Raw genomic sequence first — 25,684 nt, forward strand, 5'->3', positions numbered from 1 at the left:
CAGCCGCGACGGGCGGGAGCGAAGCAAGGCGCGAAGCGAGGACCCGGCGCGATATATACTGCGCGCCATTGATTCAAGGAGAGCCCTGTGGCCATCGATATTTTCTGGATTCGCGACGACGCCGCGCTGGCCGAACATTGCGCCGTATGGCGGCGTCTGCCCTTCGTGGCCCTGGATACCGAGTTCATGCGGGTCGACACCTTCTACCCCAAGGCCGGCCTGATCCAGGTCGGTGACGGCGAGCGGGCGTACCTGATCGATCCCCTGCTGATCCGCGACTGGTCGCCTTTCGCCGAACTGCTGGAAGACCCGGCGCTGCTCAAGGTGCTGCACGCCTGCAGCGAGGACCTGGAAGTCTTCCTGCGCCTGACCGGCGCGCTGCCGCAACCGCTGCTGGATACGCAACTGGCCGCCGGCTACCTGGGCATCGGCTACTCCATGGGCTACTCGCGCCTGGTGCAGGCGGTGCTCGGCATCGACCTGCCCAAGGACGAGACGCGCTCCGACTGGCTGCAACGCCCCCTCACCGAGATGCAGATTCGCTACGCCGCCGAAGACGCGCAGCACCTGGCCGAGCTCTACACCGCCCTGGAACCGCGCCTGACCGAACCCAAGCGCGCCTGGGTGCTGGAGGATGGCGCCGAACTGGTGGCCAACCTGCGTCGCGAAGTCATTCCCGAAGAGCTCTACCGCGAAGCCAAGCTGGCCTGGAAGCTCTCCCGTGCCCAGCTCGCCGTGCTGCGAGAGCTGTGCGCCTGGCGCGAAATCGAAGCCCGACAGCGCGATCAGCCGCGCAACCGCATCCTGCGGGAACACAGCCTCTGGCCCCTGGCGCGCTTCCAGCCGGACAATCTCGTGGCCCTGGCGCGGATCGACGACATGCACCCGCGCACCGTGCGCCAGGACGGCAATACCCTGCTTAAATTGATCCGCGAGGCCGCCGAGACCCCGCCCGAGCATTGGCCCGAGGCCCTGCCCGAGCCGCTGCCCCACGAGGCCTCGCCGCTGCTCAAGCAACTGCGTGCCGTGGGCCAGGCCGAAGCCGAGCGCTTAGGCATCGCGCCGGAACTGATGCTGCGCAAGAAGCACCTGGAGGCCTTGCTCAAGAGCGGTTACCCGGACGGCCCCTACAGCCTGCCCGAGGGCCTGCGCGGCTGGCGCCGTGAACTGATGGGCCAGGCCCTGCTGGACACCCTGGCCACGCCCGGCCAATGAACCTTCAAGCCGTGCCGTTGGCGCGGCAAGCCCCACGAGCCCGACCATGAAACGTATCTGCTCCATCTACAAAAGCCCGCGCAAGAACGAGATGTACCTCTACGTCGACAAGCGTGAAGCCCTGAGCCGCGTACCCGAGGGCCTGATCAGCGCCTTCGGCGCCCCGCAGCACACCTTCGACCTGGTGCTCAGCCCCGAGCGCAAGCTGGCCCGCGAAGACATCGGCAAGGTGCTGGAAAACATCGAGAAGCAGGGCTACCACCTGCAGATGCCACCGGGCGAAGAGGAATACATCGAGCATCTGCCTGAAGAACTGCTACGGATGAACGATCCACTCTGATGAAAATCCTGATCGCCGAAGCGGAGTTCGCGCTCTACGCCGACCTGCTGCGTACCGAGTCCGGCCTGCAGCTGCATGGCGGCAGCGAGCCGGAGCGCCTGCTGGACGCCGCGCGGGAGTGCCCGATCTGGCTGGGCGAGCCCGACCTCATGGCGCAGCTGCTGCGCCAGGGCTGCAAGCCCGAGTGGATGCAGTCCACCTGGGCCGGCATCACACCGCTGCTGGCGGCCGACCTGCCCCACGACTACCAGTTGACCCGCGCCGTCGGCATCTTCGGCCAGGTGATGGCCGAGTACGTGCTGACCTACCTGCTGGCGCACCAGCGCCGCCTGCTCTCGCGGGTCGCCGCCCAGGCCGAGAAGCGCTGGGACAACCGCCTGCCGAGCAGCCTGGAAGGCAAGCGGGTGCTGATAGTCGGCAGTGGCGACATAGGCCAGAGCGTGGCCGGGTTCCTCGAGCCCTTCGGCGTCGAACTCCACGGCATCGCCCGTGAACCGCGCCCGCTGGAGCCCTTCGAGCGGGTGTTCGGCATGGAGGCCCTGGCCGACCAGGTGGCCTGGGCCGATACGGTGGTCAACCTGCTGCCGGATACCGCGGCCACGCGGGATATCTTTGACGCCGCGCTGTTCGCGCGGATGCGTCCGACGGCACTGTTCATCAACGCCGGGCGCGGCGTCGCGGTGGTGGACCAGGACCTGGTGGCGGCGCTGGCCGCCGGCCAACTGGCGGGTGCGGTGATCGATGTCTGCCGGGAAGAGCCGTTGCCGTCCTGGCACCCGTTCTGGACCGCGCGCAACCTGCTGGTCACCGGCCACAGTTCGGCACCGACAGTGCCCAGCGCCATGGCCGCGCTGTTCGTCGACAACCTGCAGCGTCGGCGCAGCGGCGATCCCTTGCGTGGGCTGGTGGATTTCCAGCGCGGCTATTAACGGCCGCGCGTCAGCTATGCTTGGCCGACACACCCGACGCGACTAGACTACGCGCCCCCGAATCAGCCCCTGTACGCCATGGCCGCCAAAGTCGAACCCTTCTGGAAGCGCAAGACCCTCGATCAGCTCGATCAGGAGGAGTGGGAATCCCTCTGCGACGGCTGCGGCCTCTGCTGCCTGCAGAAGCTCGAAGACGAGGACGACGGCAGCGTCTACTACACGCGTATCGCCTGCAAGCTGCTGGATCTCACGACCTGCCGCTGCACCGACTACACCAATCGTCGCAAGTTCGTTGCCGACTGCATCCAGCTCACGCCGGCCCAGGCCGACGAGTTTCGCTGGCTGCCGCCCACCTGCGGCTATCGCCTGGTGGCCGAGGGCAAGGACCTGCCGCCCTGGCACCATCTGGTCTGCAACGACCCCGAGGCGGTGCATAAAGCGGGCATTTCCCAGTCCGGCCGCATGCTCAGCGAGAACAGCGTGGCCGAGGACGATTGGGAGGACTATCTGATTTTTCGCGCTGGTTGATGCCGGCCACGGATCAAACCGTCGCCTTTCGAGTCTCAGGGACTGACCGTCACATCGCCCAAGGAAGCCATCTTCGATGCCCGCCCGTTCCCAGCTCCTGCTGTCCACCGTCCTGCTGACTCTGAGCGCCACCTCCTGGGCGGCCAAGCGGGTCGATCTCGACTATCAGGTGCGCTTCTTGCCCGAGACCGACCAGGCCGAGGTCAGCCTGGTGCTGAACAAGGCGGAGGCGGTGCGCAGCCTGCGTTTCGACCTGGGCGACAAGGGCTACTACAGCGACTTCAAGGCCAGCGGCAGCTGGAAGCAGGATGAGCCCGGCCACGGTACCTGGGTCCCGGGCAATGGCAAGTCCAGCCTGAGCTACCGGGTGCGTGTGAGCCATCCGCGCGGCGACGGCCGTTTCGATGCGCGCATGACCCCGGACTGGGCCCTGCTGCGAGGCGACGACCTGGTACCCAGCGCTCGCCTTGACCTGGCCAACGGCACCGAACTGGTGGCGCGCCTGCAGTTCGAGCTGCCCAAGGGCTGGAAGTCGGTGGAAACCGGCTGGCCACGGATCGGCAAGGGACGCTTCCGCATCGACAACCCCGAACGCCTGTTCGACCGTCCCACCGGCTGGATCCTCGCCGGCAAGCTCGGCAGCCGCCGCGCCAAGCTGGGCAACACCGATGTCGCCGTGAGCGCGCCGGTGGGCGAGGGCATGCGCCGCATGGACATCCTCACCCTGCTCACCTTCGTCTGGCCCCACGCCCAGGAAGTCTTCCCCCGCGAGCCGGGCAAGCTGCTGGTGGTCGGCGCCAACGACCCCATGTGGCGCGGCGGGTTGTCGGCGCCCAACTCCTTCTTCATGCACGCGGCGCGGCCGATGGTGAGCGAGAACGGCACCAGCTCGCTGGTGCACGAACTGGTGCACGTGCTCAGCCGGATCAAGGACACCGACCGCAGCGACTGGATCAGCGAAGGGGTGGCCGAGTACTACGCGATCGAGCTGCTGTACCGCGCCGGCGGCTTGTCCGATGACCGCCATGAGGCCATCCGCAAGCAACTGCGCGGTTGGAGCCGCAAGGTCGACAACCTGCGTGGCGAACATGCCAGTGGCGCCGTCACCGCCCGCGCCGTGCTGCTGTTGCAGGACCTGGACAAGGAGCTGCGCCTGCGCACCGACGGCAAACACTCCATGGATGACGTAGCCCGTGGCCTGATGCGCCTCGACAAGGCCAGCACCAAGGACTTCATCGAGATCAGCGAAAGCCTCCTGGGCGGCCGTTCCAAAGTGCTCGACACGCCGCTGCTGGCCGACCCCAAGGGCGCCTGAGCCAGCGCGCCCCAGGCCCGCGTCTAGCGGCTGAGCAGTTCCAGCATCGCCGCGGCGGTGGGTTCGGAGGAGGCGGGATTCTGCCCGGTGATCAGGTTGCCGTCGCTGACCACATGGGGCTGCCAGTCGGCCACCTTGGAGAAGTGGCCGCCTTTCTCCTTCAGCGCGTCCTCGAGCAGGAAGGGCACCACTTCCCCCAGGCCCACGGCGAATTCCTCGGAGTTGGAGAAACCGGTCACCGCGTTGCCCTGCACCAGCGCCGTACCCTCCGGGGTCTTGGCGTTGAGCAGCACCGCCGGCCCGTGGCAGACGGCGGCCACCGGCTTGCCGGCGGCGTAGAAGCTTTCGATCAGCACGATGGAGTGCAGGTCGTCCACCAGGTCCCACATCGGGCCGTGGCCGCCGGGGTAGAACAGCGCGTCGTAGTCGCCCGGGGCCAGGCTGGCCAGCATCAGGGTATTGGCCAGGGCGCGGCGGGCCTCGTCGTCGGCACGGAAGCGATGGGTCGCTTCGGTCTGGGCCTCAGGGTCGTCGCTCTTGGGGTCCAGCGGCGGCTGGCCGCCCCTGGGCGAGGCCAGCACCACCTCGGCGCCGGCGTCACGGAAGGCGAAGTAGGGGGCGGCGAACTCCTCGAGCCAGAAGCCGGTCTTCTTGCCGGTGTTGCCCAACTGGTCGTGGGAGGTCAGTACCATCAGGATCTTCATCATGATCTCCTTGGGAACTCGGTGACGAACGGCCCGTTGGGCTATTCCTCTCGCTTCAACAGGTCACCAATGGCGGCGAACGCCTTATAGGTGGCGCTCGACGACTGCTTCGCGCCCGGTTGTTCCTCGCTGTGCCACTGCTGGTCGGTGTATCGGGAGTGCTCGTTGTCATGGCAGTAAAGACAGAGCAGCTCCCAATTGGAGCCGTCCGCAGGGTTGTTGTCATGGTTGTGATCGCGGTGGTGCACCGTGAGTTCAGACAGCCGCTTGCCACTGAATTCGCGGCCACAGCGGCCGCAGACCCAGGGATACATCTTCAGCGCCTGTTCCCGGTAACTCTGTTCGCGTCGCTTGCGTTCGTCGGCCAGCAGCTTGTCCAGCTTGTTCGCCGGCGACGCCGAGGGTTCCGTGGCCATGCTCCGCTCCTCTGGCTGAAACTGTGAAAAGTCTAGTTCCCGGCGCGGCGGATGGCCGGCATCCCGTCGCGTGGGGCGGCACGCCCTGCCGTGGGGATTAGACTCAAACAAGGTAAAAAGCCGGAGGCAAGCCCATGAAGCGTACGCATCCGCCATTGCTGCTGGCGCTGGCCCTGATCGCCGGTAGCGCCGTGGCGCAGAATCCACCCTTGCTGCGGGCGCCTTTGCAGGCCCCGGCGGGAACGCCGGGGATACAACCGAACCCGATCATGGTGCCGCGCGCCAACCCGGTGCCCCAGGGCAGCCCGCAGCTCATGCGGCGCCCGGACCAGGAACAGCGCCTGCGCGAGTCCCTGGAACAGCGCGATGCGCCCATCCCGGTGCTGGATCAGCAACTCCAGCGCAACACCAAGGGGCTCGGCACGGGCACCGGCAACCCCTGATCAGCGCTGGGGCAGCCCCAGTACCTTGAGCAGGAAGGCGTATTCCAGGGCCACGTCGCGCAGCGCCTGGTAGCGGCCGCTCATGCCGCCATGGCCGGCGCCGAGATCGGTCTTGAGCAGCAGCGGCTTGTCATCGGTTCTGGTCGCGCGCAGGCGGGCCACCCACTTGGCCGCCTCCCAGTACTGCACGCGACTGTCGTTGTAGCCAGCCACCACCAGCATCGCCGGATAGGCCTGGGCGCTGACGTTTTCATAGGGCGCGTAGGCCTTGATGCGCGCGAACACCTCCGGTTCGTTCGGATCACCCCATTCGTCGTACTCGGTCACGGTCAGCGGCAGATCGGGGTTCTGCATGGTGTTCAGCACGTCGACGAACGGCACGTCGGCGATGGCCGCGGCGAACAGTTCCGGGCGCAGGTTGAGCACCGCGCCCATCAGCAGGCCGCCGGCGCTGCCGCCGCTGATGGCCAGCTGCGCCGGGCTGGTGTAGCCCTCGGCGATCAGGTGTTCGGCGCAGGCGATGAAGTCGCCGAAGCTGTTGGTCTTGTGTTCCAGCTTGCCGGCGCGGTACCAGGCCTCGCCCAGCTCGCCGCCGCCGCGCACATGGGCGATGGCGAAGACGAAACCGCGCTCCAGCAGGCTCAGCCGCGCGTGGGAGAACCAGGGGTCGAGGCTCTCGCCGTAGGCGCCGTAGCCATAGAGGTAGAGCGGGGCGCTCTGGCCCAGGGTGTCGCGGCGCGCGACCAGGCTGATGGGAATGCGCGTGCCATCCGCCGCGCTGGCCCAGAGACGCTGGCTGACATAGGCGTCGGCGTCGAAGGGGCCCTCCACCGGGGTTTCCTTGAGCACCAGCTGCGCCCCCGTTGCCAGCTCCAATTGACGCACCTGGGCCGGGCGGTTGAGCGCCTCGTAGCGCAGGCGCACCACCGGGCTGTCGAATTCCAGGCTGTCCTGCACGTAGAGGCTGTAGGCGGCGTCGGGCAGTTGCAGCGGGTAGGGCGCGGCGCCTTCGGGGTGCACCTGGATGATCGGCAGGCCGCCTTCGCGCAGGCTGAGCACGTAGCCGCCGGCGTTCAGGCTGATGCCCTCCAGCATGCGCGCCTCGTCATGGGCGATCAGCTCCCGCCAGTGCGCGCGCTCGGGCGCCGCTTCGCCGGCCTGGTAGAGGGCGAAGTTGATACCGGTCTGGTTGCTGCGGATCAGCCAGGTCCACTGGCCGCCCAGCTTGCCGTGATCGGCGTAGTACTCGTGGTCTTCTTCGCGCGGCGCGAGGCAAGTCCAGGCACCTTCCGGCGTATCGGCGTCCAGCACCCAGGATTCGCTGGTGGTCTTGCTGTTCAGCAGCAGTATCAGCTGGCGCTCGGAGCTGGCGCGGTAGCAGTGGAGGAAGAAGCGCCCGTCGGCCTCCTCGAACACCAGGCTGGCGCCGGGTTCACCGAGGCGGGTGCGGTTCAGGCGGTAGGGGCGGTGGGTCTCGTCCAGCTCGCCGAAGAACAGCGTGGCGCTGTCGTTGGCCCAGGTCATGCTGCCGTCGCAGTTCTCGAAGGGCAGGGCGGTGATGTCGCCGGTGGCCAGCTCCTTGACGAATAGCTGGTAGATCTCGTCGCCGCTGGTGTCCAGGCTGTAGGCCAGGCGTCCGTGGTCGGGGCTGACGCTGAAGGCACCGACGGAGAGGAAGCCGCCTTCCGCCAGCTCGTTGGGGTCCAGCAGCAGCTGCTCACAGGCAGACTCCAGGCGCAGCGAACCATCGGCCGGGCGCGGGCAGCGGTAATGCCGCGGGTACTCGTCGCCGGCGGTGGTGCGCTGGTAGTACAGCCAGGGGCCCCAGGGAACTGGCAGGGACAGGTCGGTTTCGCGGATGCGGCCCTTGATCTCCTGGAACAGCGACTCGCGCAGGTCCTTCTGGTCGGCCAGTTCGGTGTCCAGCCAGGCGTTCTCGGCTTCCAGGTAGGCGAGCACGTCAGGTGCGTCGCGCTCCTCCAGCCAGCGGTAGGGATCGTTGCCGGGTTCGATGCGGGCGATGGGGGCTTGGGGCATGGGCGGTCTCGAAGGCTGGGCGGTAGGGCGACGGCAGGAGCGCCGGAACCGAGAAAAGCCGTTATCATAAGCGCCCCTTTGCCAGCCTTGCCACGGACGCCAATGACTGAGAACGACTACCTGCTCGCCTGGGCCGCTTACGGAATCGCCGCGCTCGGCTGCCTGCTGGTCTGGTTCCGCCTCACCGGCTGGATGTGGCGCTGGCTGCGCGAGCCCCTCAGGCTGCTGATGGCGGTGCTGCTGCTGACCCCCACCATCGTCGATCCGGCCAAGGATCTGTTCGCCCCGGCTGTGGCCATCACCGCCCTGGACGTGCTGTTCAACGTGGGCAACAACGCCTGGAAAGCCACCCTCGACCTGACCATGTACAGCATCATCGGCCTTGCGCTGTACCTGGTGTACGCCGGTATCCGCTGGCCCATCGAGCGCAAGCTCAAGGCCCGCCGCGCCGAGCGCGAAGCCGCCCAGCAGGCCGAAGCGGAGCCGACCCTGCGCGAAGTCATGAGCGAACGCGCCAACGCCAATGACGGCGACACCCGCTTCGACCAGAACGGCGACCGCCGCCTGCGCATCGAACCGCGCCTCTGACGCGTCGGGCCTTGCGGCCCGGCCAAGGCGCGTTCAGCATGGACCACTCGCCGCCCTGATCCGCTCCCGGTCCGGGAAATCTCACGAACGCCTGACGCCAGAGTCCTGAACCATGTGCGAACTGCTTGGCATGAGCGCCAACGTCCCCACCGACATCGTCTTCAGCTTCACCGGCCTGATGCAACGCGGCGGCGGCACCGGCCCGCACCGTGATGGCTGGGGCATCGGTTTCTATGAAGGCCGTGGGCTGCGGCTGTTCCAGGACCCCGCGGCGAGCGTCGAGTCCGAGGTGGCGCGCCTGGTGCAGCGCTACCCGATCAAGAGCGAGACCGTGATCGGCCACATCCGCCAGGCCAACGTCGGCAAGGTCTGCCTGTCCAACACCCATCCCTTCGTGCGTGAACTCTGGGGCCGCAACTGGTGCTTCGCACACAACGGCCAACTGGCGGGTTTCGAACCGCCCAAGGGTTTCTATACCCCGGTGGGTGACACCGACAGCGAAGCGGCCTTCTGCAACCTGCTCAACCGCGTGCGCGGCGCCTTCCCCGAGGCGGTGATGGCGGAAATCCTCCTGCCGGTGCTGATCCAGGCCTGCTTCGAATACCGCCAGAAGGGCGTGTTCAACTGCTTGCTGAGCGACGGCGACTGGCTGTTCAGCTTCTGCTCCACCAAGCTCGCCCACATCACTCGGCGCGCCCCCTTCGGCCCGGCACGGCTGAAGGACGCCGACCTGCAGGTGGACTTCCAGGCCGAAACCACCCCCAACGACGTGGTCACCGTGATCGCCACCGAGCCCCTGACCGACAACGAAACCTGGAACATCTTCCAGCCCGGCGATTGGATCCTCTGGCGCCGTGGCGAAATCGTCGCCCAGGGCCGTACCTGACCGAGCGGAGACAGGGAATGTTGCGAAGCTACCTGCGCCTGATGCTGTTCACCCTCGGCCTGCTGGTGGGCGTGCAGGTGCCGGGCTTCATCGACGACTACGCCAAGCGCGTCGAGGCCCATCGACTGGAAGCGGAGCAGGGCCTCAAGGGCTTCCGCGAAACCGCCCAGCGCTTCTTCCAGGGCGACCTCGACGCCCTGGTGGCCCACTACCGTGCCAGCGACGACCCGGTGATGCGCAGCGACGCCGACAGCGTCTCCCACCTGGTCGCCCGCGACCGCCTGCTGCAGCAGGAATGGCAGGCCCTGCAGGGCCCCTGGTACCAGTGCGCCTGGCATGTCCTGGCCATGGCCAACCCCGGGTTGCGCCAGGAAACCTTCGGCGCCTACAGCTACCAGTTGCTGCTAAGGCCCGAGGCCATCGCCTGGGGCCTGGCCTCCGGCCTGCTGCTGGCCTGGGTGGTGGAAAGCTGCCTGTTGCTGCTCGGTGCCGCCGCCGGTATCGGCCGCAGCAAGAAGGTGCTGCAGCGCCATCGGTTGTAGGCCTCGATGGGTTGCGCTGCGCTCTGGCCATCCTGCGGTTGCGGCTTGCCGGCGTGCCATGGCCTGTAGAGCAACTACAGTGTGTTCGGTAGGCCTGAGGCCTGCCTGCTGAACCCGGCTACCAGAGGCTCCCGCACATGCCGAAATCGGTATTGAACTGGTTCATCGATCACGCCACCGAACTGAGTCGCCAGGAATCATCGCCTTGCGACTGCGTCGCCGCCCTGGCGCCTTTCATGATGGAGCTGATCGGCAATGCCCCGGACTTCCTGGAGCCGGAGCACTATCGCAGCGATGCCGCACACTATTCCCGCAACCTCATCTACCGCTCCGGCAACGACGACCTGTCGCTCTACGCGCTGGTCTGGATGCCGGGGCAGTGGACGCCCGTGCACGACCACGGCAGTTGGGGCGTGGTTGGCATAGTCGAAGGCGTACTGGAAGAGCGCAGCTACGTCTGCCTGTCTGTGGACCGTACCCGCGACGAGGGAATCGAACTGGTTCGCGGCGGCATCATCCTGTTGCCCGCAGGGGCCGTGACGAGCTTCGTGCCGAACCCCGATCACATCCACATCACCGGCGTGCCCGCCGAACGCAAGCGCGCCGTGAGCCTGCACCTGTATGGGCGGATGATGAGCGACTTCCATCTCTACGACGTCGAGGCCGGCACGCGCCAGCTGGTGGCGCTGGAGCACAACGCCAGCTAACCGCCGCCCCTGCAACGCATCGACTGGGTGCGCCGATGATCGCCCGGGCGCGATGCGATCGAGACGGATGCGTAGATGATTCCTATCTTGATTGGAATGCCCGTCCCGTTGCTGGAGGCCAGCTTTCATGGGCGTTTTTTCCTCTATCCATGAGCGTCTGGTCGAGTGGGCGGTCGCGCCGGTCGTCGACCATGTCGCCGGACTCTTCGACCTTCATGGCCGCTTCGGCCTGCTGTTTCTTGGCATCTCCTATGGCGTCGCCTACGGCCTGTTTCGTCTCAGGAAGCAGCGCGGGATGACCGACGCGGCCTCGTTCTGGCAGTTCATCGGTGGTGGCCGGGTGCATTTCCATCCCTCGGCGTTGCTGGACTATCGCTACTTCTTCGTCCGTCCCATCCTGAAGATCACCCTGGTCCTGCCCGTGGTCGGCCTGGTCGACCCGCTGGTCCTGCGCTCCGGGGACTACATCGCCTTCTTCACCAACCTCTGGGGCGCGCGTCCGCAACTGGGGGAGAATCTGGCGCTTTCGCTGCTCTACGGGCTGGGTGTGTTCCTGGTGGCGGACTTCATCCACTACTGGGTCCACCGGGCCTTCCACACCCGCTGGCTCTGGGCCTTCCACAAGGTCCATCACTCGGCACCGGTGCTGGTGCCGGCCACCGCGAGCCGTGTCCACGTCGTCGAGAAGATCGTCGAGAAGCTGGCGGCCGCCGTCGGCCTCGGCCTGTACATCGGGGTCTTCTGGTACGCCTGTGGCGGCGCGGTGAGCCGCTACACCCTGTTCGGCGTCACCTACCTGGTGTTCATCTTCAGCACCCTGGCCGTCCACCTGCGGCATAGCCATGTGTGGCTGTCGTTCGGGCCTGTCGTCGAGCATGTGCTGAACAGCCCGGCCCAGCACCAGATCCACCACAGCGACGCACACCGGCACCGCAACAAGAACTTCGCCACCAACCTGTCGATCTGGGACTGGCTGTTCGGCACGCTCTACGTCACCACCGCCAAGCCCGAGGACATCCGTTTCGGCACCCAGGAGAAGGACCAGGAGCGCTACCTGACGGTCTACAGCCTGATCGTCACCCCCTTCGTCGACACCGCGCGCAAGCTCGTCCTGGCCAAACGCCCTCGGAGGCTCAGGCCCGATGCTTCCGAAACGCCCTCTTGAAGTCGATGCCGGGATCTAGGACAGCTCTTCGCTCATCGACCAGCTGACGGCGGACACGTAGGGCGCCAGGGCCAGCTGGCCCACCAGGTCCTCCAGCAGGCTGTCCTGCTGGTTCATCGACAGCACCACGGCGTTCACCTTCACCTGGCCACCCGTCTTGAGGGCGTGGCTTTCCAGGCTCTGCAACGCCAAGCCGTTGTCGCTCAGGCTGCGCAGCAGCTTGGCGCGCACGAAGGCTTCCTGCTGCGCGTCCGCGATCGCCTCCACCATGTAATAGCGTTCATTGGTTACTTCGAGCGGCGCGAATCGATAGATCAGCCGGGCCAGGGGCGGCAGCGACAGGTTGCACAGAATGATGAGTGCCGTGGCGATCATGGCGGCAATCGGAAAGCCGCTACCCGCCAGCACTCCGACCGCCCCGGTGCACCACACCGTGGCCGCGGTGCTCAGGCCCCGCACGCTGAGGCCGTCACGCATGATCACCCCGGCACCGAGGAAGCCGATGCCGGTGACCACCTGGGTGGCCACCCGGGGCACCTGGTCCTCCCTGTCCAGCAGAAACGGCAGGGTGACGAAGGTGGCGGCCCCCAGCGCGACCAGTGCATGGGTCAGGATGCCGGTGAAGCGTTGGCGCCACTGCCGCTCGAAACCAATCAGGGTCCCGAAGCACAACGCCGCGAGAAGGTCTTGGATCAGCTCGACATACATGTCCGGGTACCCACCAAGCATCGCTCCTGAAACTCCAGGAGCCGGAGTCCTTGACTCTAGCGGAGATTCGAAACGTGCCGTGCGGCCCCCCGGTTCATCCCTCCACCCTTCGAGGCCCGGAATGGCAGCGCCGATGGATGAAAGAAATCCCGTGGGAGGGCCGGTCGGCTGCCGGCGGGGCTCAGGCCTCGCGGCCGTGGGCGGTTGCGGCCAGTTGCCCGGCGTCCACGCGGACGAAGACGGAGTCGCCGACGGCGGTCAGCAGTTCCCCCGCATAGACCTCGCAGATCACCCGGGTCTTGCGGCCTGCTTCGCCCTCCAGGCGGGCGCGTAGCAGCAGCGGTACGCCCATGGGCGTCGGCTTGATGAACTTGATGCCGAGGTTGCCGGTGACGCACTCGATGCGTGGCAGGCTGCCGGGTTCGCGGCCCTCATTGCGGTAGTGGTAGGCCATGGCGGTCCAGTTGGAGTGGCAGTCCACCAGCATGGCGATCAGCCCGCCATACACCAGGTCCGGCCAGCCGCAGTACTTGGCATCCGGCACATGCTCGGCCACGACGTGTACGCCATCCTCGTGCCAGTGGCTCTTGATGTGCAGGCCGTGATGGTTGCGGCCGCCACAGCCGTAGCAGACGCCGTCCGGCGCGGCGGCATCCTGCAGGGAGATATCTTGCATGTTCAGCCCGTTTCGAAGGAGTGAGTGCCAAGCCTAGCGGCACTGGCGACAAAGCAGAACGGGCCCTCGCGGGCCCGTTGCTCATTTCGACAGGAACTTCATTCCATCTTCCAGCCCCTGCAGGGTCAGGGGGTACATCTGGTCGTTGATCAGCTCGCGGACGATGCCGGTGGAGGCGGTGTAGTTCCAGGTGTCCTTGGGGTAGGGGTTGATCCAGATGAGCTTCTTGTACTTCTCCATGAAGCGCTTCATCCAGGCGTAGCCCGGTTCCTCGTTCCAGTGCTCGACGCTGCCGCCGGCCTGGGTGATCTCATAGGGCGCCATGGCGGCGTCGCCGACGAACACCACCTTGTAGTCCGCGCCGTACTTGTGCAGCAGGTCCAGGGTGGAGGTGCGTTCGCTGGTGCGGCGCAGGTTGTTCTTCCACACGGACTCGTAGACGAAGTTGTGGAAGTAGAAGTACTCGAGGTGCTTGAACTCGGTCTTGCAGGCCGAGAACAGCTCTTCGCAGACCTTCACGTGGGCGTCCATGGAGCCGCCGATATCCAGCAGCAGCAGGAGCTTCACGGTGTTGCGGCGTTCCGGGCGCATCTGGATGTTGAGCAGGCCGGCATCCTTGGCGGTGTGGTCGATGGTGCCTTCCAGGTCCAGCTCTTCCGCCGCGCCCTGGCGGGCGAACTTGCGCAGGCGGCGCAGGGCCACCTTGATGTTGCGGGTGCCCAGTTCCACCTGGTCGTCGAGGTTCTTGTACTCGCGCTGGTCCCAGACCTTCACGGCCCGGCCCTGGCGTTTGCCGGCGTCGCCCACGCGGATGCCCTCGGGGTTGAAACCGCCCGAGCCGAAGGGGCTGGTGCCGCCGGTGCCGATCCACTTGTTGCCGCCGGCATGGCGTTCCTTCTGCTCTTCGAGGCGTTTCTTGAACTCTTCGATCAGCTTGTCCAGGCCACCCAGGGACTGGATCTGCGCACGCTCCTCATCGGTGAGCAGGCGTTCGAATTCCTTGCGCAGCCATTCCTCGGGAATCAGCGCCTGGAGGTAGTCGTCGAGTTTCTCCAGGCCCTTGAAGTAGGCGGAGAAGGCCCGGTCGAACTTGTCGAAATGGCGCTCGTCCTTGACCAGTACCGTGCGGGCGAGGAAGTAGAACTCGTCCATGTCGGCGAACACCACGTTGTGCTTCAACGCGTTGATCAGGTCCAGCAGCTCGCGTACCGACACCGGCACCTTGGCTGCGCGCATTTCGTTGAACAGGTTGAGCAGCATGGCTGCACCCTCGTCTGTTTATCTGTAGGGCCTCAGGAGCGGGGCTCCTGGGGCAGGCCGTCGGCGATGGCGTACCAGTCGGCCTTGGATTCCGGGTAGATGTGCTTCTGCGGGATCTCGCCCAGGGGCGAGTCCAGGGTGCCCAGGGCGATGGAGACCCACTTGGGATGGGCGCTCTCGCTGTACCACTGGAGCGTGGCGCCACAGCTGCGGCAGAAGGTCCGGGTCACGCCGGGGGAGGAGTGGTAGCGCACCACCGACTCCTCGCCGGCGGTCCAGCGGAAGCTGCTCCAGCGCACGTTGCCGTAAGTGCCGAAGGCCGCGCCATGGGCCTTGCGGCACTGGCTGCAATGGCAATGGGTGGCGGCTTCGATAGGGGCGTCGATCCGGTACTTCACCGCGCCGCACAGGCAACTGCCGTGGTGCATGGCTTGTCTCTCCCGTGACCCCTCTCCGCAAGGGAGAGGGGAGATAACGCACTCAGCGGCTGGCGCGGCGGCTCATGAAGGCCAGGCGTTCCAGCAGCTGCACGTCCTGCTCGTTCTTCACCAGGGCACCGGCCAGCGGCGGGATGGCCTTGGTGGGGTCGCGCTCGCGCAGCACGGCTTCGCCGATGTTGTCGGCCATCAGCAGCTTCAGCCAGTCCACCAGTTCGCTGGTGGAGGGCTTCTTCTTCAGGCCCGGAACCTTGCGCACGTCGAAGAACACGTCGAGCGCCTCGGACACCAGGTCGGCCTTGATGTTCGGGTAGTGCACGTCGACGATCTTCTGCAGCGTCTCGCGGTCGGGGAAGGCGATGTAGTGGAAGAAGCAGCGGCGCAGGAAGGCGTCCGGCAGTTCCTTCTCGTTGTTCGAGGTGATGATGATGATCGGGCGCTGCTTGGCCTTGATCGTCTCGTTGGTCTCGTAAACGTAGAACTCCATCTTGTCGAGTTCTTGCAGCAGGTCGTTGGGGAACTCGATGTCGGCCTTGTCGATCTCGTCGATCAGCAGGATGACGCGCTCTTCCGACTCGAAGGCCTCCCACAGCTTGCCTTTCTTGATGTAGTTGCGAACGTCGTGGACCTTGTCGGAATCCAGCTGGGAATCGCGCAGACGGCTCACCGCGTCGTACTCGTACAGGCCCTGGTGCGCCTTGGTGGTGGACTTGATGTGCCAGGTGATCAGCTTGGCGCCGAAGGAGGCGGCCAGTTGCTCGGCCAGCATGGTCTTGCCGGTACCCGGTTCGCCCTTGACCAGCAGCGGGCGCTGCAGGGTGATGGCGGCGTTCACCGCCAGTTTGAGGTCGTCGGTGGCGACGTAGGACTGGGTGCCTTCGAACTTCATCAGGGAATCCTCGGACTTAAGGCGCCGGTTGGAAACCGGACGGTTCAGTATTTGGGAAAAGGCTGACTATAACGCGCGCGCCAGTCGACTGTGAACGCAGACGCTTCATTCAGTCACTGAATGGCAGGTCAGGCCGCGACTCCGCCCGTGCGGCGCTGGACGCTCCGAAGGCCCAGCCTTAGGCTTGGGATCTTTTTCCGCCATGACAAGGATTCCGCCATGAGCCGCATCTTCGCAGACAACTCGCAAGCCATCGGCAACACGCCCCTCGTGCGCATCAACCACCTGGGCGCGCGGGGTGTGACCATCCTCGCCAAGATCGAGGGCCGCAACCCCGCCTACTCGGTGAAGTGCCGCATCGGCGCCAGCATGATCTGGGACGCGGAAGCCTCCGGCCGGCTCAAGCCGGGCATGACCCTGGTGGAGCCCACTTCCGGCAACACCGGCATCGGCCTGGCCTTCGTCGCCGCCGCCCGTGGCTACAAGCTGATCCTCACCATGCCCGCGTCCATGAGCCTGGAGCGGCGCAAGGTGCTCAAGGCCCTGGGCGCCGAGCTGGTGCTCACCGAACCGGCCAGGGGCATGAAGGGCGCCATCGACAAGGCCAGCGAGCTGGCGGCGTCCAACCCCGAGCAGTACCTGCTGCTGCAACAGTTCGAGAACCCGGCCAACCCGGCCATCCACGAGAAGACCACCGGTCCGGAAATCTGGAACGACACCGATGGCGCGGTGGACGTGCTGGTGGCCGGCGTCGGCACCGGCGGCACCATCACCGGCGTATCCCGCTATATCAAGCAGACCTGCGGCAAGCCGATCCTGTCGGTGGCGGTTGAGCCGGTGACGTCGCCGGTGATCAGCCAGACCCTGGCCGGTGAAGAGGTCAAGCCCAGCCCCCACAAGATCCAGGGCATCGGCGCCGGTTTCGTGCCGAAGAACCTCGACCTGACCATGGTCGACCGCGTCGAGCAATGCACCGACGACGAAGCCAAGGCCATGGCCCTGCGCCTGATGCGCGAGGAAGGCATCCTCTGCGGTATCTCCTCCGGCGCCGCCCTGGCGGTGGCCGCGCGCCTGTCCGAGCGTCCGGAAATGCAGGGCAAGACCATCGTCGTGATCCTGCCCGACTCGGGCGAGCGCTACCTCTCCAGCATGCTCTTCGACGGCCTGTTCACCGAGCAGGAGCTGCAGCAGTAGGTTGGTCCGAGCTTCGCGAGGCCCAACGCTGCGACACCCGACTCGGGCTCTGGCGTTGGGTATCGCTGCGCTCAACGCCAACCTACGGTTCCGGCGTGCCGGGAACCGGCTCGTACCTTCCTGATTCATAGCTCACCCCGTGGCGTGTCCTGGGTGGGCCGTCGCCTGCGTGGAGCATGGTCAGGTTGTCGATGATCGCCTTGTCGGCGATGGTCAGGCGGTCGAGCATGCGCAGGTGCTGCAGCCAGTTCTCCACCACGAAGACCTCCTGCCACAGCTCGGAATCGCCGGCGTCGCGGTACAGCGCCCAGCGTTGGGCGCCATTGCGCAGGCGCAGGCGGCGCAGCGGCCGGCTGGCGCGCACGAAATCGCGGGTGCGCTCCTGGGGGATGCGGTATTCGATGGTCACCAGCACCGAGCCACGGTCCGGGTTGAAGGCGAACGTGGGCTCGCCGGGAATCGGGCTATCGGCGTGGGCGGTGCTGGCGGCGTCCAGTTCCGGCAGGCGGCGGGGGTAAAGCACGAAGGCGCAGGCGATCATCAGCAGGCCGGCGCTGAACAACGCACCCTTGACCCCCATGGTCTCGGCCAGGTGGCCCCAGAGGTAGGAGCCCAGGGCCAGGCCGCCGTAGATGGCGGTCTGGTAGAGCGCCAGGGCGCGGGCCTTGACCCAGTCCGGCACCAGGATCTGCACCGCCGAGTTGTAGCTGGCCACCGCGGCTATCCAGCAGATGCCACCCAGCAGCAGGGCGGGGAAGATCACCCAGAGGCTGTCCAGGGAACCCAGCGCCACCATCACCAGGCCGAACACCAGGCCGGCCAGGCTGATCAGCTTGCTGGTGCCGATCAGCAGGCGCCCGCGATTGACCAGCAGGCTGCCGCAGATGGCGCCGATGCCCAGCGCGCCGAGCATGTAGCCGTAAACCGCCGCATCGCCGTCGGGGTTGCGGTGCGCCAGCAGCGGCAGCAGGGCCCAGACCGCGCTGGCGGAAATACCGAAGGAGAAGGAGCGCAGCATCACCAGGCGAGTAACGCTGGAGTACTGGGTGAAGCGCAGCGCCGCCATCACGCCTTGCAGCAGGCCTTCCGGCGGCAGCGTGCGGGCCGGCAGGTCGCGCTTCCAGCGCTGGATCGCCCAGATCAGGCCCAGGTAGCACAGGCAGTTGAACAGGAACACCCAGGCCGAGCCCACGGCGCTGAGCATCAGCCCGCCCAGGGCCGGGCCGGCGGCGCGGGCGACGTTGTAGTTGACGCTGTTGAGCAGCACCGCGTTGCCCACCATGTCCTTGGACACCTGCTCGCTCACCGCCGCCTGCCAGGCCGGGATGGTGATGGCGCCGCCGATGCTGATCCAGAGAATGGAAACGATCAGCAGGATCGGGTCGAGGTAGCCGAGAAAGGCGCTGGCGGTGAGGAAGATCGCGCCGGTCAGCTCGAAGCTGAGACCCACCAGCATGATCTTGCGTCGGTCGTGGTTGTCCGCCAGCACCCCGGAGAGGATCGACAGCAGCACCAGGGGCAGGGCGGAGGCCACCTGGATCATCGCCACCAGCAGGGGACTGGCGTGGGCATCGGTGACCACCCAGGCGGCGGCCACCGATTGCGCCCAGGTGCCCAGGTTGGCGAAGAGGTTGGCGATCCAGATGGTGCGGAAGGCCGCGATGGTGAAGGGGCTGAACAGGCCCTTGCGCACCGTGGCGTCGGGTTCGGTATCGAGGGGGAGATCGTTCTTCGGGGAAACGGACTGGAGCATCGTGCCATCCTTGCGGTGCGCGGCCCCGGGCGAGCGGGCCGGTCAAGGCAGAAGTGTAGACCCTCGTCCGGCCCCGGCTTTGCTCCAGGTCAGACTTCCTCGCGGGTCCGCTGGGACTTGCCGTGCATTGTCACTGCCGGTGTTGATGGCGAAGCTGGAAGCCCCGGACGACGGGGTCTCGATCCACAAGCAGTCAGGACATAAAGACAATGAGAAGTCCCTTAACGCCCCTCCTTCTAACGCTGGCCATGTCCACCGCCGCCCAGGCGGCCGGTACGGTGAGGATCTACAACTGGAGCGAGTACATCGCCCCGGACACCGTGGCCAACTTCACCAAGGAATCCGGCATTCAGGCCACCTACGATGTCTACGACAGCAACGAGACCCTCGACGGCAAACTGATGACCGGCAAATCCGGCTATGACGTGGTGGTGCCTTCCAACCACTTCATGGCCAAGCAGATCCAGGCCGGCGCCCTGAAGCAGCTGGACAAGAGCCAGTTGCCCAACTGGAAGAACCTCAATCCGGTGCTGCTCAAGGCGCTGGAGGTGAACGATCCGGGCAACCAGTACGGCTTCCCCTACCTCTGGGGCAGCACCGGCATCGGCTACAACGTCGACAAGGTCAAGGCGGTGCTGGGCGACAACGCCCCGGTGGATTCCTGGGACCTGTTCTTCAAGCCCGAGAACATGGAAAAGCTCGCCAAGTGCGGCGTCGCCGTGCTCGACAACGGCCCGGAGCTGCTGCCGATCACCCTCAACTACCTGGGCCTGCCGCACCACAGCCAGAAGCCCGAGGACTACAAGACCGCCCAGGCCGAGCTGATGAAGGTGCGCCCGTTCATCACCTACTTCCATTCCTCCAAGTACGTCAGCGACCTGGCCAACGGCGATATCTGCGTGGCGGTGGGCTTCTCCGGCGACATCCTGCAGGCCTCCACCCGCGCCAAGGAAGCCGGCAACGGCGTGAACATCCGGTACTCGATCCCCAAGGAAGGCTCGCCGATGTGGTTCGACATGGTCGCCATGCCGGCCGACGCGCCTGACGAAGCGGCCGGCTACGCCTTCCTCAACTACCTGCTGAAGCCCGAGGTGATGGCCGGCATCAGCAACTCGGTGCACTACGCCAACGCCAACCTCGCCGCCGATCCGCTGGTGGAGGCCGAAATCAAGGCCGACCCGACGATCTACCCGCCGGCCGAGGTGATGACCAACCTCTTCGCCCTGGAGTCGATGCCACCGAAGATCGACCGCGTGCGTACCCGCGTGTGGAGCGCGATCAAGACCGGGCGTTGAATCTCCGTCCATATTGATGGGTTTCGCGGGCTCAACCCATCCTACGGTCTGGCAATGTCGGCTTCTGTAGGATGGGTCGGGCGGCGTTCCGCGAGCGAAGCGAAACCCATCGATGGTCCATCACCCCGCCGATTTCGCCCCGGCCGGCACCGCCGCCGGCTTCAGCACCAGCCACAGCGCCAGGGCGATCAGCACGCCGCCCTGCAGGTGCGCCATCGACACCGACTCGTCCAGCAGCATCACACCCCAGAATACGCCGAAGGGCGGGATGAGGAAGGTCACCGTCATGGTCTTCACCGGCCCGACGTTGGCGATCAGGCGGAAGTAGAGGATGTAGGCGAACGAAGTGCAGATGAAGCCCAGGGCCGCCAGGGCCAGCCAGGTGCCGGGTTTGGCCAGAGGCGCGAGTGGCATGGCGGCCGCGTCCCAGGCGAATGCCGGCAGCAGGCAGAGGGTGGCGCCGATCTGGCAGCCGAGCGCAACCAGCCCGCTGTCCATGCCGCCCGCCTCGGTGATCCAGCGCTTGGTCATGAAGCCGGCGAAGCCGTAGCAGGTGGTGGCCACCAGGCAGGCGGCGGCGCCCCACAGCAGCTGGGCGTCGAAGGCCACCGGGCCGGTACGGGTCAGCACCGCCACCCCCGCCAGGCCCAGCAACACGCCAACGGCCTTGGCGGTGGTCAGTTTCTCGCTGAAGAACAGCGCCCCGATCAGCACCCCCATCAGCGGCGTAGTGGCGTTGAAGATGGCCGAGTAGCCCGCCGGCAGCACCTGCGCCGCCAGGGCGTACATGGCCGCCGGCACCCCGGAACTGACGATGCCGATCACCAGGGTCTTGCCCAGCTTGCCGCGGAAATCCCAGTTGCTGCGCAGCACGGCGAGCAGCACCGCGAGCCCCAGGGCCGACAGCAACACCCGCAGAAAGGCCGTGGGCAGCGCGCCGATTTCCGGCACCAGCATGCGGATGAACAGGAAACTGGCGCCCCAGATGGCGGCAAGGCTCAGCAGGCGGGCGAGGTCGGCGGGCTTCATGATGGGCTCCGGGTAGTGGAGCCGGCACAGTGCGCCGCCGCCGGGGGGCGGCGCAATCTACAACTTGCTTTCAAATTGGCGGCACAGTTCCGGCCATGTGCCGCCACGGGCTCCGGGGTTAGAAGCTTTTGCTCACGCTGGCCACCCAGGTCGCCGTGCAGACATCGGTGAAACCGTAGTTGCTGGCGCACTCGGACTCGGAGAGATTGGTGTCGACGTAGGACAGGCCCCAGGTGACGCCGACGAAGTCGCGGGTCAGCTTGGCCTCCCATTCGCGGTAGTCGTCGGTGCTCTCGCCACTGTGGGACCAGAACATCGGGTCCTTGAAGTCCATCCGCCCGTAGCGCAGCTCCAGGCCAACCTCCAGGGGCAGGCGGGTTTCGTAGCCGACATAGCTGTAGAGGCTGTCCTGGTCCTCGCCGAACAGGGTGGAGGCGTCGTTGGAGTAGTAGGCACCCAGCTTGAATCCGTAGGCGTTGAGCAGGGCGTAGGCCTCGCTCATGTTGAACTGGCTTTCCCGCGGGTAGGTGTACTTGATGTAGCCGAGATCCAGGCTCACCGCGTCGGTGGCCTGCCAGTACCAGCCGGCGTAGTAGTCCACTTCCTGGCGGGTCTTGAGGCCGAAGCCGAAGTCCACGTTGGAGGTCCAGGCCCCGGCGTAGAGGCCGCTGCTGTGGGCCAGGGTGGCGCCGGCCTGGGCCGCCGGGTCGTTCTGGGTCTGGGAGATGCCCCGGGTGCGGTAGTCGCTGGCCAGGTTGAGGTCGACCATCAGGGCGAAGTCGTCGGTCAGTTGCACGGCCTGGCAGGCGAGAGGGGCCAGGGTGAGGGCGAGGAGCGTGATGCGGCGCATGGTGTTTCCCGTCGTTGTGGTTGTTTTGGCAGATGCGGGCAAGGCTCCGCCCGGCCCCCGCCGTGAGGCGGGAGCGGGCAGGGAGCGGGTGGTGCTTGTGTTTAGAGGGCGGAGCTGAACACTTCGCGGCCGGCGAAGTAGGTCTTGAGTACGCGGGTTTCGGCCAGGTCCTTGTCGGCGACGCTGAGCACGTCGCGGTCGAGGATGATGAAGTCGGCCTGCTTGCCCGGGGCCAGGGAACCGATGCGCTGCTCAAGGCCGATGGTGCGGGCGGCGTTCAGGGTGTAGGCCTGGAGCATGGTCTGGCGATCGATGCGTTCGTCGGCGTTGAGCACGCCCTTCGGCCCTTCGCGGGAGATCGCCTGGTGGATGGCCTCCCAGGGGTTGGGCGAGGACACCGGCCAGTCGCTGGCGCCGGCGATGGTCGCACCCTGCTGCAGCAGCGAGTGGGCCGGGTACTGGTAGCGGAAGGCGAACGCGCTGACGTAGGGCTTGACCATGTCCAGGGTGTAGTCGTCGCCGGCTGCCCAGAGCAGCTGCATCGAGGCGATCACGTCCAGCGGCTTGAAGCGCGCGAACTCCTTGGGGTTCACCAGTTGCAGGTGGGTGATGGAGTGGGCGATGCCGCTCTGGCGGTCCTTGCGGGCCTGCTCGATGCCGTTGAGGGATTCGCGCACCGCACGGTCGCCGATGGCATGGATGTGCACCAGCCAGCCACGGGCATCGGCGGCGCTGACCAGCTCACCGAAGTGTTCGGGTTCGATCAGCAGTTCGCCGCGTTTCTGCGAGTTGTTGTAGGGGTCGATCAACGCCGCGCTCTGCGCCGGGTATTCCAGCACGCCGTCGGCGAAGACCTTGATGCCCGGCAGGCTCAGGTTGGGAATGCCCTGGAACTGCTGGCGCACCTTGTCCAGGGTGTCCAGGTCGGCCGGACGGCTTTTCGGGTTGGCCACCAGCAGCGCGGCGACATGGGCGTTCAGCTCGCCCTTCTCGGCCAGCGCCTTGTACACCGGCAGCACGCCCACGGTCTTCTCGGTGGGCTTGAGGGCGAACAGCGACTCGCCCGGCGCGGCGTTGGCCGCCGGGTCCATCCAGGCGGTAATCCCCAGGCTGTTGTTGTATTGCACCGCTTTTTCGCCGGCGCGCAGCAGTTCCTCTGCGCTGGCAGGCGGGATCACGGCCACCAGGCGGTCCCAGCCGGCGTCCACGGCAAAGCCGTTGGGTTGGCCGTCCTTGCTCACGCCCAGGGTGCCGCGTTCGGCCTCCGGCAGGCCTTTGATCAGCTTCGCGTCGATGCCGGCGCGGTCCAGCATGGCCTGGTTGGCCCAGCCGGTGTGGTGGTCGCTGCCGCTGAACACCACCGGCACCTTGGCCCATTCGCCCTGGTTGAATACCCGCTGCAGTTCCTCGGCCTTGCCCCAGTACGCCGAGCTCATGCCGGCGATGTTCAGCACCTCGCCATGGCGGGCGGTGCCGTCGTCACGCCAGGCGCGCAGGCGCTTTTCCAGTTCCGCCGTTTCCACCACCTCGTCGCCCATGTTGGCCGAGGACATCTCCAGGCCGCCGAAGATGGAGTGGGAGTGGGTGTCGATCAGCCCCGGCAGCAGACGCTTGCCGGCCAGGTCGATGACCTGGGTGGAGGCGTCGGCCAGGGCCTTGATCTCGGCGTCGCTGCCCACCTTGAGAATCTTGCCGTCTTCCACCGCCATCGCCTGTGCCGAGGGCTGGGAAGGATCGGCGGTGTACAGCTTGCCGTTGAGCAGCACCAGGTCCGGGGCCGCCATGGACTCCATCGAGGAAAAAGCCAGCGCCATGGCCAGCAGGGTGGGTGTGAAACCTTTCATTGGGAAACCCCTTGTTTTTCTTGGTCTGGCAGCGAGACTAGCGAGTGCGGCGGGCTGGCAGAATGCCCGGATCGTGCAAAACCTTTTTTCCCACTAGGAAAAACCATGGATAAGTTCGCTGCCCTCGGCATGTTCGTCGCCACGGCGGAGCACGGTGGTTTCAGCCGTGCCGCCGAGCAACTGGGCAAAACCCCCTCGGCCCTGACCAAGGCGGTCACCCACTTGGAAGAGGAACTGGGCGTACGGCTGTTCGAGCGCAGCACCCGGCGCACGGTCCTGACCGAGGCCGGGCGGGTCTACCTGGAGACCGCGCGCCAGGTGTTGCAAAGCCTGCGTGACGCCGGCGAGGAGGTGGCGCAGCTGCAGCATGGCGTACACGGCGTGCTGCGGCTCACGGCGCCGCTGGCCTTCGGCCGGGCCTTTCTCGATGAGGTCTGCGCAGGCTTTCTGGTGGAGTACCCGCAGATCCGCCTGCGGGTGGACCTCACCGACGACTTCATCGACCTGGTGGACGCCGGCTACGACCTGGCCCTGCGGGAAGGGCGCGGCGATTCGCCAGGGTTGATCGCCAAGGTGGTGGGCAGCAACCGCCTGGCCCTCTGCGCCAGTGTCGCCTACCTCGCCCGCAAGCCCCTGGCGGTGGCGCCGGAAACCCTCGACCAGCACGACTGGTTGCTCTACCAGCATGCCGCCCTGGACCGCACCTGGTGGTGGGCGGAGCGCGACGGCCAGCGCCTGAGCCTGCTGCGCCCCACCGCACCGCGCATGGAAAGCGACAACCACGACCTGCTCATGGCCGCCACCCTGGCCGGCGCCGGCCTGTACCATGTGCCGCTGTGGAGCGCCGCGCCCTATCTCGCCGACGGCCGCCTGGTGCAGCTGATGACCGACTACGAGATCGATCCCGACGCCTTCGGCGCGCAGATCCTCGCCGTGTACCCCAGCCACCGCCGCGCCACCGGCAAGGTGCTGGCCTTCATCGACTACCTGGCCCGGCACCTGGCGGAGCAGGGGCTGGCGTAGGGGAGTGCGGTTGGCACACGTAGCTTTGTAGGATGGGTTTCGCAGGCTCTACCCATCCTACGTACTGGCAGAAACCCGTAGGTTGGGCCAAGCGAAGCGCGGCCCAACGTGGGGTGATGGGGCGAAGATGTTGGGCTTCGCGTTGCTCTGCCACAACCTACGGGGACGGGAGAGTCAGAAACTCTTGCTCACGCTGGCCACCCAGGTCGCGCTGCACACGTCGGTGAAGCCGTAGTAGCTGGCGCACTCGGAGTCGGACAGGTCGGTGTCGACATAGGCCAGGCCCCAGGTGACGCCGGCGAACTCGCGGGTCAGCTTGGCTTCCCACTCGTGGTAGTCCTCGGTGCTTTCGCCGTTGGCGGACCAGAACATCGGGTCCTTGAAGTCGTTGCGGCCGTAGCGCAGCTTCAGGCCCAGATCCAGCGGCAGGACGGTTTCGTAGCTGACGTAGCTGTAGAGCAGGTCCTGCCTTTCGCCGAAGAGGTTCTTCGCGTCGTTGGAGTAATAGGCGGCAACCTTGAAACCATGGGCCGCGAGAATGGCGTAGACCTCGCTCTGGTTGAACTGGCTTTCCTTCGGGTAGGTGTACTTGACGTAGCCCGTATCCAGACTCACCGCGTCGGTGGCCTGCCAATACCAGCCGGCGTAGTAGTCCACCTCCTGGCGGGTCTTGAGGCCCAGGCCGAAGTCCACGTTGGAGGTCCAGACCCCAGCGTACAGGCCGCTGCTGTGGAGCAGCGTGGCGCCGGCCTGGGCGGCCGGGTCGTTCTGGGTCTGGGAGATGCCGCGGGTGCGGTAGTCGCTGACCAGGGCCAGGTCGATCTGGGCGGAAAAGTCGTCGGAGAGCTGCACGGCCTGGCAGGCGAGGGGGGCCAGGGTCAGGGCGAGGAGAAGGCTGTGTTTCATCCAGG

The 25,684-nt window shown here is 66.4% G+C and carries 27 protein-coding genes; 14 read left to right on the forward strand and 13 right to left on the reverse strand.

What is annotated here, in order from left to right; translation table 11 throughout:
• The first annotated feature begins 87 nt into the window (after positions 1 to 87).
• From rnd to PCA10_RS09145, 5 genes are all read left to right on the forward strand, one after another.
• Positions 88 to 1,215 carry a ribonuclease D gene (gene rnd, locus PCA10_RS09125; protein ID WP_016491776.1) on the forward strand — a complete coding sequence of 376 codons (1,128 nt, stop codon included), beginning with the start codon at positions 88 to 90 and terminating at the stop codon, positions 1,213 to 1,215.
• 46 nt (positions 1,216 to 1,261) lie between these two features.
• On the forward strand, positions 1,262 to 1,555 hold the full coding sequence (locus PCA10_RS09130) for a YcgL domain-containing protein (protein WP_016491777.1): 294 nt from the start codon (positions 1,262 to 1,264) through the stop codon (positions 1,553 to 1,555).
• Positions 1,555 to 2,484 carry a D-2-hydroxyacid dehydrogenase gene (locus tag PCA10_RS09135; RefSeq protein WP_016491778.1) on the forward strand — a complete coding sequence of 310 codons (930 nt, stop codon included), beginning with the start codon at positions 1,555 to 1,557 and terminating at the stop codon, positions 2,482 to 2,484. Before PCA10_RS09130 ends, PCA10_RS09135 begins: the two co-directional genes overlap by 1 nt.
• A gap of 78 nt (positions 2,485 to 2,562) precedes the next feature.
• Positions 2,563 to 3,012, forward strand: a complete 450-nt coding sequence (locus tag PCA10_RS09140; RefSeq protein WP_016491779.1) for a YcgN family cysteine cluster protein — start codon at positions 2,563 to 2,565, stop codon at positions 3,010 to 3,012.
• A 76-nt stretch (positions 3,013 to 3,088) separates the two neighbouring features.
• Positions 3,089 to 4,327 carry a hypothetical protein gene (locus tag PCA10_RS09145; RefSeq protein ID WP_016491780.1) on the forward strand — a complete coding sequence of 413 codons (1,239 nt, stop codon included), beginning with the start codon at positions 3,089 to 3,091 and terminating at the stop codon, positions 4,325 to 4,327.
• A gap of 23 nt (positions 4,328 to 4,350) precedes the next feature.
• On the opposite strand, the gene PCA10_RS09150 is transcribed toward PCA10_RS09145, so the two are convergent.
• Both PCA10_RS09150 and PCA10_RS09155 read right to left on the reverse strand, forming a co-directional pair.
• Entirely contained in the window at positions 4,351 to 5,031 is a 681-nt protein-coding gene (locus PCA10_RS09150; protein ID WP_016491781.1) for a type 1 glutamine amidotransferase domain-containing protein, read from the reverse strand.
• 41 nt (positions 5,032 to 5,072) lie between these two features.
• Positions 5,073 to 5,447 carry a YajD family HNH nuclease gene (locus tag PCA10_RS09155; protein WP_016491782.1) on the reverse strand — a complete coding sequence of 125 codons (375 nt, stop codon included), beginning with the start codon at positions 5,445 to 5,447 and terminating at the stop codon, positions 5,073 to 5,075.
• Between the two features lie 134 nt (positions 5,448 to 5,581).
• On the opposite strand from PCA10_RS09155, the gene PCA10_RS09160 reads away from it, so the two are divergent.
• Positions 5,582 to 5,890 (forward strand): hypothetical protein, encoded by a 309-nt coding sequence (locus PCA10_RS09160; RefSeq protein WP_016491783.1) that lies wholly within the window; start codon positions 5,582 to 5,584, stop codon positions 5,888 to 5,890.
• On the opposite strand, the gene PCA10_RS09165 is transcribed toward PCA10_RS09160, so the two are convergent.
• Positions 5,891 to 7,927, reverse strand: coding sequence for a S9 family peptidase (locus tag PCA10_RS09165; RefSeq protein WP_016491784.1), 2,037 nt, complete (start codon positions 7,925 to 7,927; stop codon positions 5,891 to 5,893). It lies immediately after the preceding gene.
• A 102-nt stretch (positions 7,928 to 8,029) separates the two neighbouring features.
• Between PCA10_RS09165 and PCA10_RS09170 the strand changes: the two genes are divergently transcribed.
• From PCA10_RS09170 to PCA10_RS09190, 5 genes are all read left to right on the forward strand, one after another.
• Positions 8,030 to 8,515, forward strand: coding sequence for a hypothetical protein (locus tag PCA10_RS09170; RefSeq protein ID WP_016491785.1), 486 nt, complete (start codon positions 8,030 to 8,032; stop codon positions 8,513 to 8,515).
• 112 nt (positions 8,516 to 8,627) lie between these two features.
• Positions 8,628 to 9,401: a class II glutamine amidotransferase gene (locus tag PCA10_RS09175; protein WP_016491786.1), complete on the forward strand. Its 774-nt coding sequence runs from the start codon at positions 8,628 to 8,630 to the stop codon at positions 9,399 to 9,401.
• A 17-nt stretch (positions 9,402 to 9,418) separates the two neighbouring features.
• Positions 9,419 to 9,943: a DUF2937 family protein gene (locus PCA10_RS09180; protein ID WP_016491787.1), complete on the forward strand. Its 525-nt coding sequence runs from the start codon at positions 9,419 to 9,421 to the stop codon at positions 9,941 to 9,943.
• Between the two features lie 137 nt (positions 9,944 to 10,080).
• Positions 10,081 to 10,650 (forward strand): cysteine dioxygenase family protein, encoded by a 570-nt coding sequence (locus PCA10_RS09185; protein WP_016491788.1) that lies wholly within the window; start codon positions 10,081 to 10,083, stop codon positions 10,648 to 10,650.
• 127 nt (positions 10,651 to 10,777) lie between these two features.
• Complete coding sequence (locus tag PCA10_RS09190; RefSeq protein WP_016491789.1) at positions 10,778 to 11,815, forward strand: sterol desaturase family protein; 1,038 nt, start codon at positions 10,778 to 10,780, stop codon at positions 11,813 to 11,815.
• A gap of 15 nt (positions 11,816 to 11,830) precedes the next feature.
• Here PCA10_RS09190 and PCA10_RS09195 read toward each other — a convergent pair whose 3' ends face one another.
• The 5 genes from PCA10_RS09195 to PCA10_RS09215 all read right to left on the reverse strand — a co-directional run bounded on the left by PCA10_RS09195 (position 11,831) and on the right by PCA10_RS09215 (position 15,785).
• The gene (locus PCA10_RS09195) at positions 11,831 to 12,544 is read right to left on the reverse strand and encodes an MgtC/SapB family protein (RefSeq protein ID WP_016491790.1); all 714 of its coding nucleotides are present in this window, start codon (positions 12,542 to 12,544) and stop codon (positions 11,831 to 11,833) included.
• Positions 12,545 to 12,704: 160 nt separating this feature from the next.
• A complete protein-coding gene (locus tag PCA10_RS09200; RefSeq protein WP_016491791.1) occupies positions 12,705 to 13,199 on the reverse strand; it encodes a PaaI family thioesterase in 495 nt (164 codons plus the stop codon).
• Positions 13,200 to 13,280: 81 nt separating this feature from the next.
• Positions 13,281 to 14,459, reverse strand: a complete 1,179-nt coding sequence (locus PCA10_RS09205) for a vWA domain-containing protein (protein ID WP_016491792.1) — start codon at positions 14,457 to 14,459, stop codon at positions 13,281 to 13,283.
• Positions 14,460 to 14,491: 32 nt separating this feature from the next.
• A complete protein-coding gene (locus PCA10_RS09210; RefSeq protein ID WP_016491793.1) occupies positions 14,492 to 14,887 on the reverse strand; it encodes a GFA family protein in 396 nt (131 codons plus the stop codon).
• 52 nt (positions 14,888 to 14,939) lie between these two features.
• Entirely contained in the window at positions 14,940 to 15,785 is an 846-nt protein-coding gene (locus PCA10_RS09215) for an AAA family ATPase (protein ID WP_016491794.1), read from the reverse strand.
• 219 nt (positions 15,786 to 16,004) lie between these two features.
• On the opposite strand from PCA10_RS09215, the gene cysK reads away from it, so the two are divergent.
• Positions 16,005 to 16,979, forward strand: coding sequence for a cysteine synthase A (gene cysK, locus PCA10_RS09220; protein WP_016491795.1), 975 nt, complete (start codon positions 16,005 to 16,007; stop codon positions 16,977 to 16,979).
• A gap of 82 nt (positions 16,980 to 17,061) precedes the next feature.
• On the opposite strand, the gene PCA10_RS09225 is transcribed toward cysK, so the two are convergent.
• Positions 17,062 to 18,732: an MFS transporter gene (locus PCA10_RS09225; RefSeq protein WP_016491796.1), complete on the reverse strand. Its 1,671-nt coding sequence runs from the start codon at positions 18,730 to 18,732 to the stop codon at positions 17,062 to 17,064.
• 200 nt (positions 18,733 to 18,932) lie between these two features.
• Between PCA10_RS09225 and PCA10_RS09230 the strand changes: the two genes are divergently transcribed.
• Positions 18,933 to 20,027, forward strand: coding sequence for a polyamine ABC transporter substrate-binding protein (locus tag PCA10_RS09230; protein WP_144276958.1), 1,095 nt, complete (start codon positions 18,933 to 18,935; stop codon positions 20,025 to 20,027).
• 120 nt (positions 20,028 to 20,147) lie between these two features.
• Here PCA10_RS09230 and PCA10_RS09235 read toward each other — a convergent pair whose 3' ends face one another.
• The 3 genes from PCA10_RS09235 to PCA10_RS09245 form a co-directional block, all read right to left on the reverse strand.
• A complete protein-coding gene (locus PCA10_RS09235) occupies positions 20,148 to 21,056 on the reverse strand; it encodes a DMT family transporter (RefSeq protein WP_016491798.1) in 909 nt (302 codons plus the stop codon).
• A gap of 118 nt (positions 21,057 to 21,174) precedes the next feature.
• Positions 21,175 to 21,906 (reverse strand): TorF family putative porin, encoded by a 732-nt coding sequence (locus PCA10_RS09240; protein ID WP_016491799.1) that lies wholly within the window; start codon positions 21,904 to 21,906, stop codon positions 21,175 to 21,177.
• 101 nt (positions 21,907 to 22,007) lie between these two features.
• Complete coding sequence (locus tag PCA10_RS09245; protein ID WP_016491800.1) at positions 22,008 to 23,750, reverse strand: amidohydrolase; 1,743 nt, start codon at positions 23,748 to 23,750, stop codon at positions 22,008 to 22,010.
• A gap of 105 nt (positions 23,751 to 23,855) precedes the next feature.
• On the opposite strand from PCA10_RS09245, the gene PCA10_RS09250 reads away from it, so the two are divergent.
• On the forward strand, positions 23,856 to 24,773 hold the full coding sequence (locus PCA10_RS09250) for a LysR family transcriptional regulator (protein WP_016491801.1): 918 nt from the start codon (positions 23,856 to 23,858) through the stop codon (positions 24,771 to 24,773).
• A 174-nt stretch (positions 24,774 to 24,947) separates the two neighbouring features.
• On the opposite strand, the gene PCA10_RS09255 is transcribed toward PCA10_RS09250, so the two are convergent.
• Positions 24,948 to 25,679: a TorF family putative porin gene (locus tag PCA10_RS09255; protein WP_016491802.1), complete on the reverse strand. Its 732-nt coding sequence runs from the start codon at positions 25,677 to 25,679 to the stop codon at positions 24,948 to 24,950.
• Positions 25,680 to 25,684: the final 5 nt, after the last annotated feature.

The sequence above is a fragment of the Pseudomonas resinovorans NBRC 106553 genome, assembly GCF_000412695.1.
Lineage (GTDB): Bacteria > Pseudomonadota > Gammaproteobacteria > Pseudomonadales > Pseudomonadaceae > Metapseudomonas > Metapseudomonas resinovorans_A.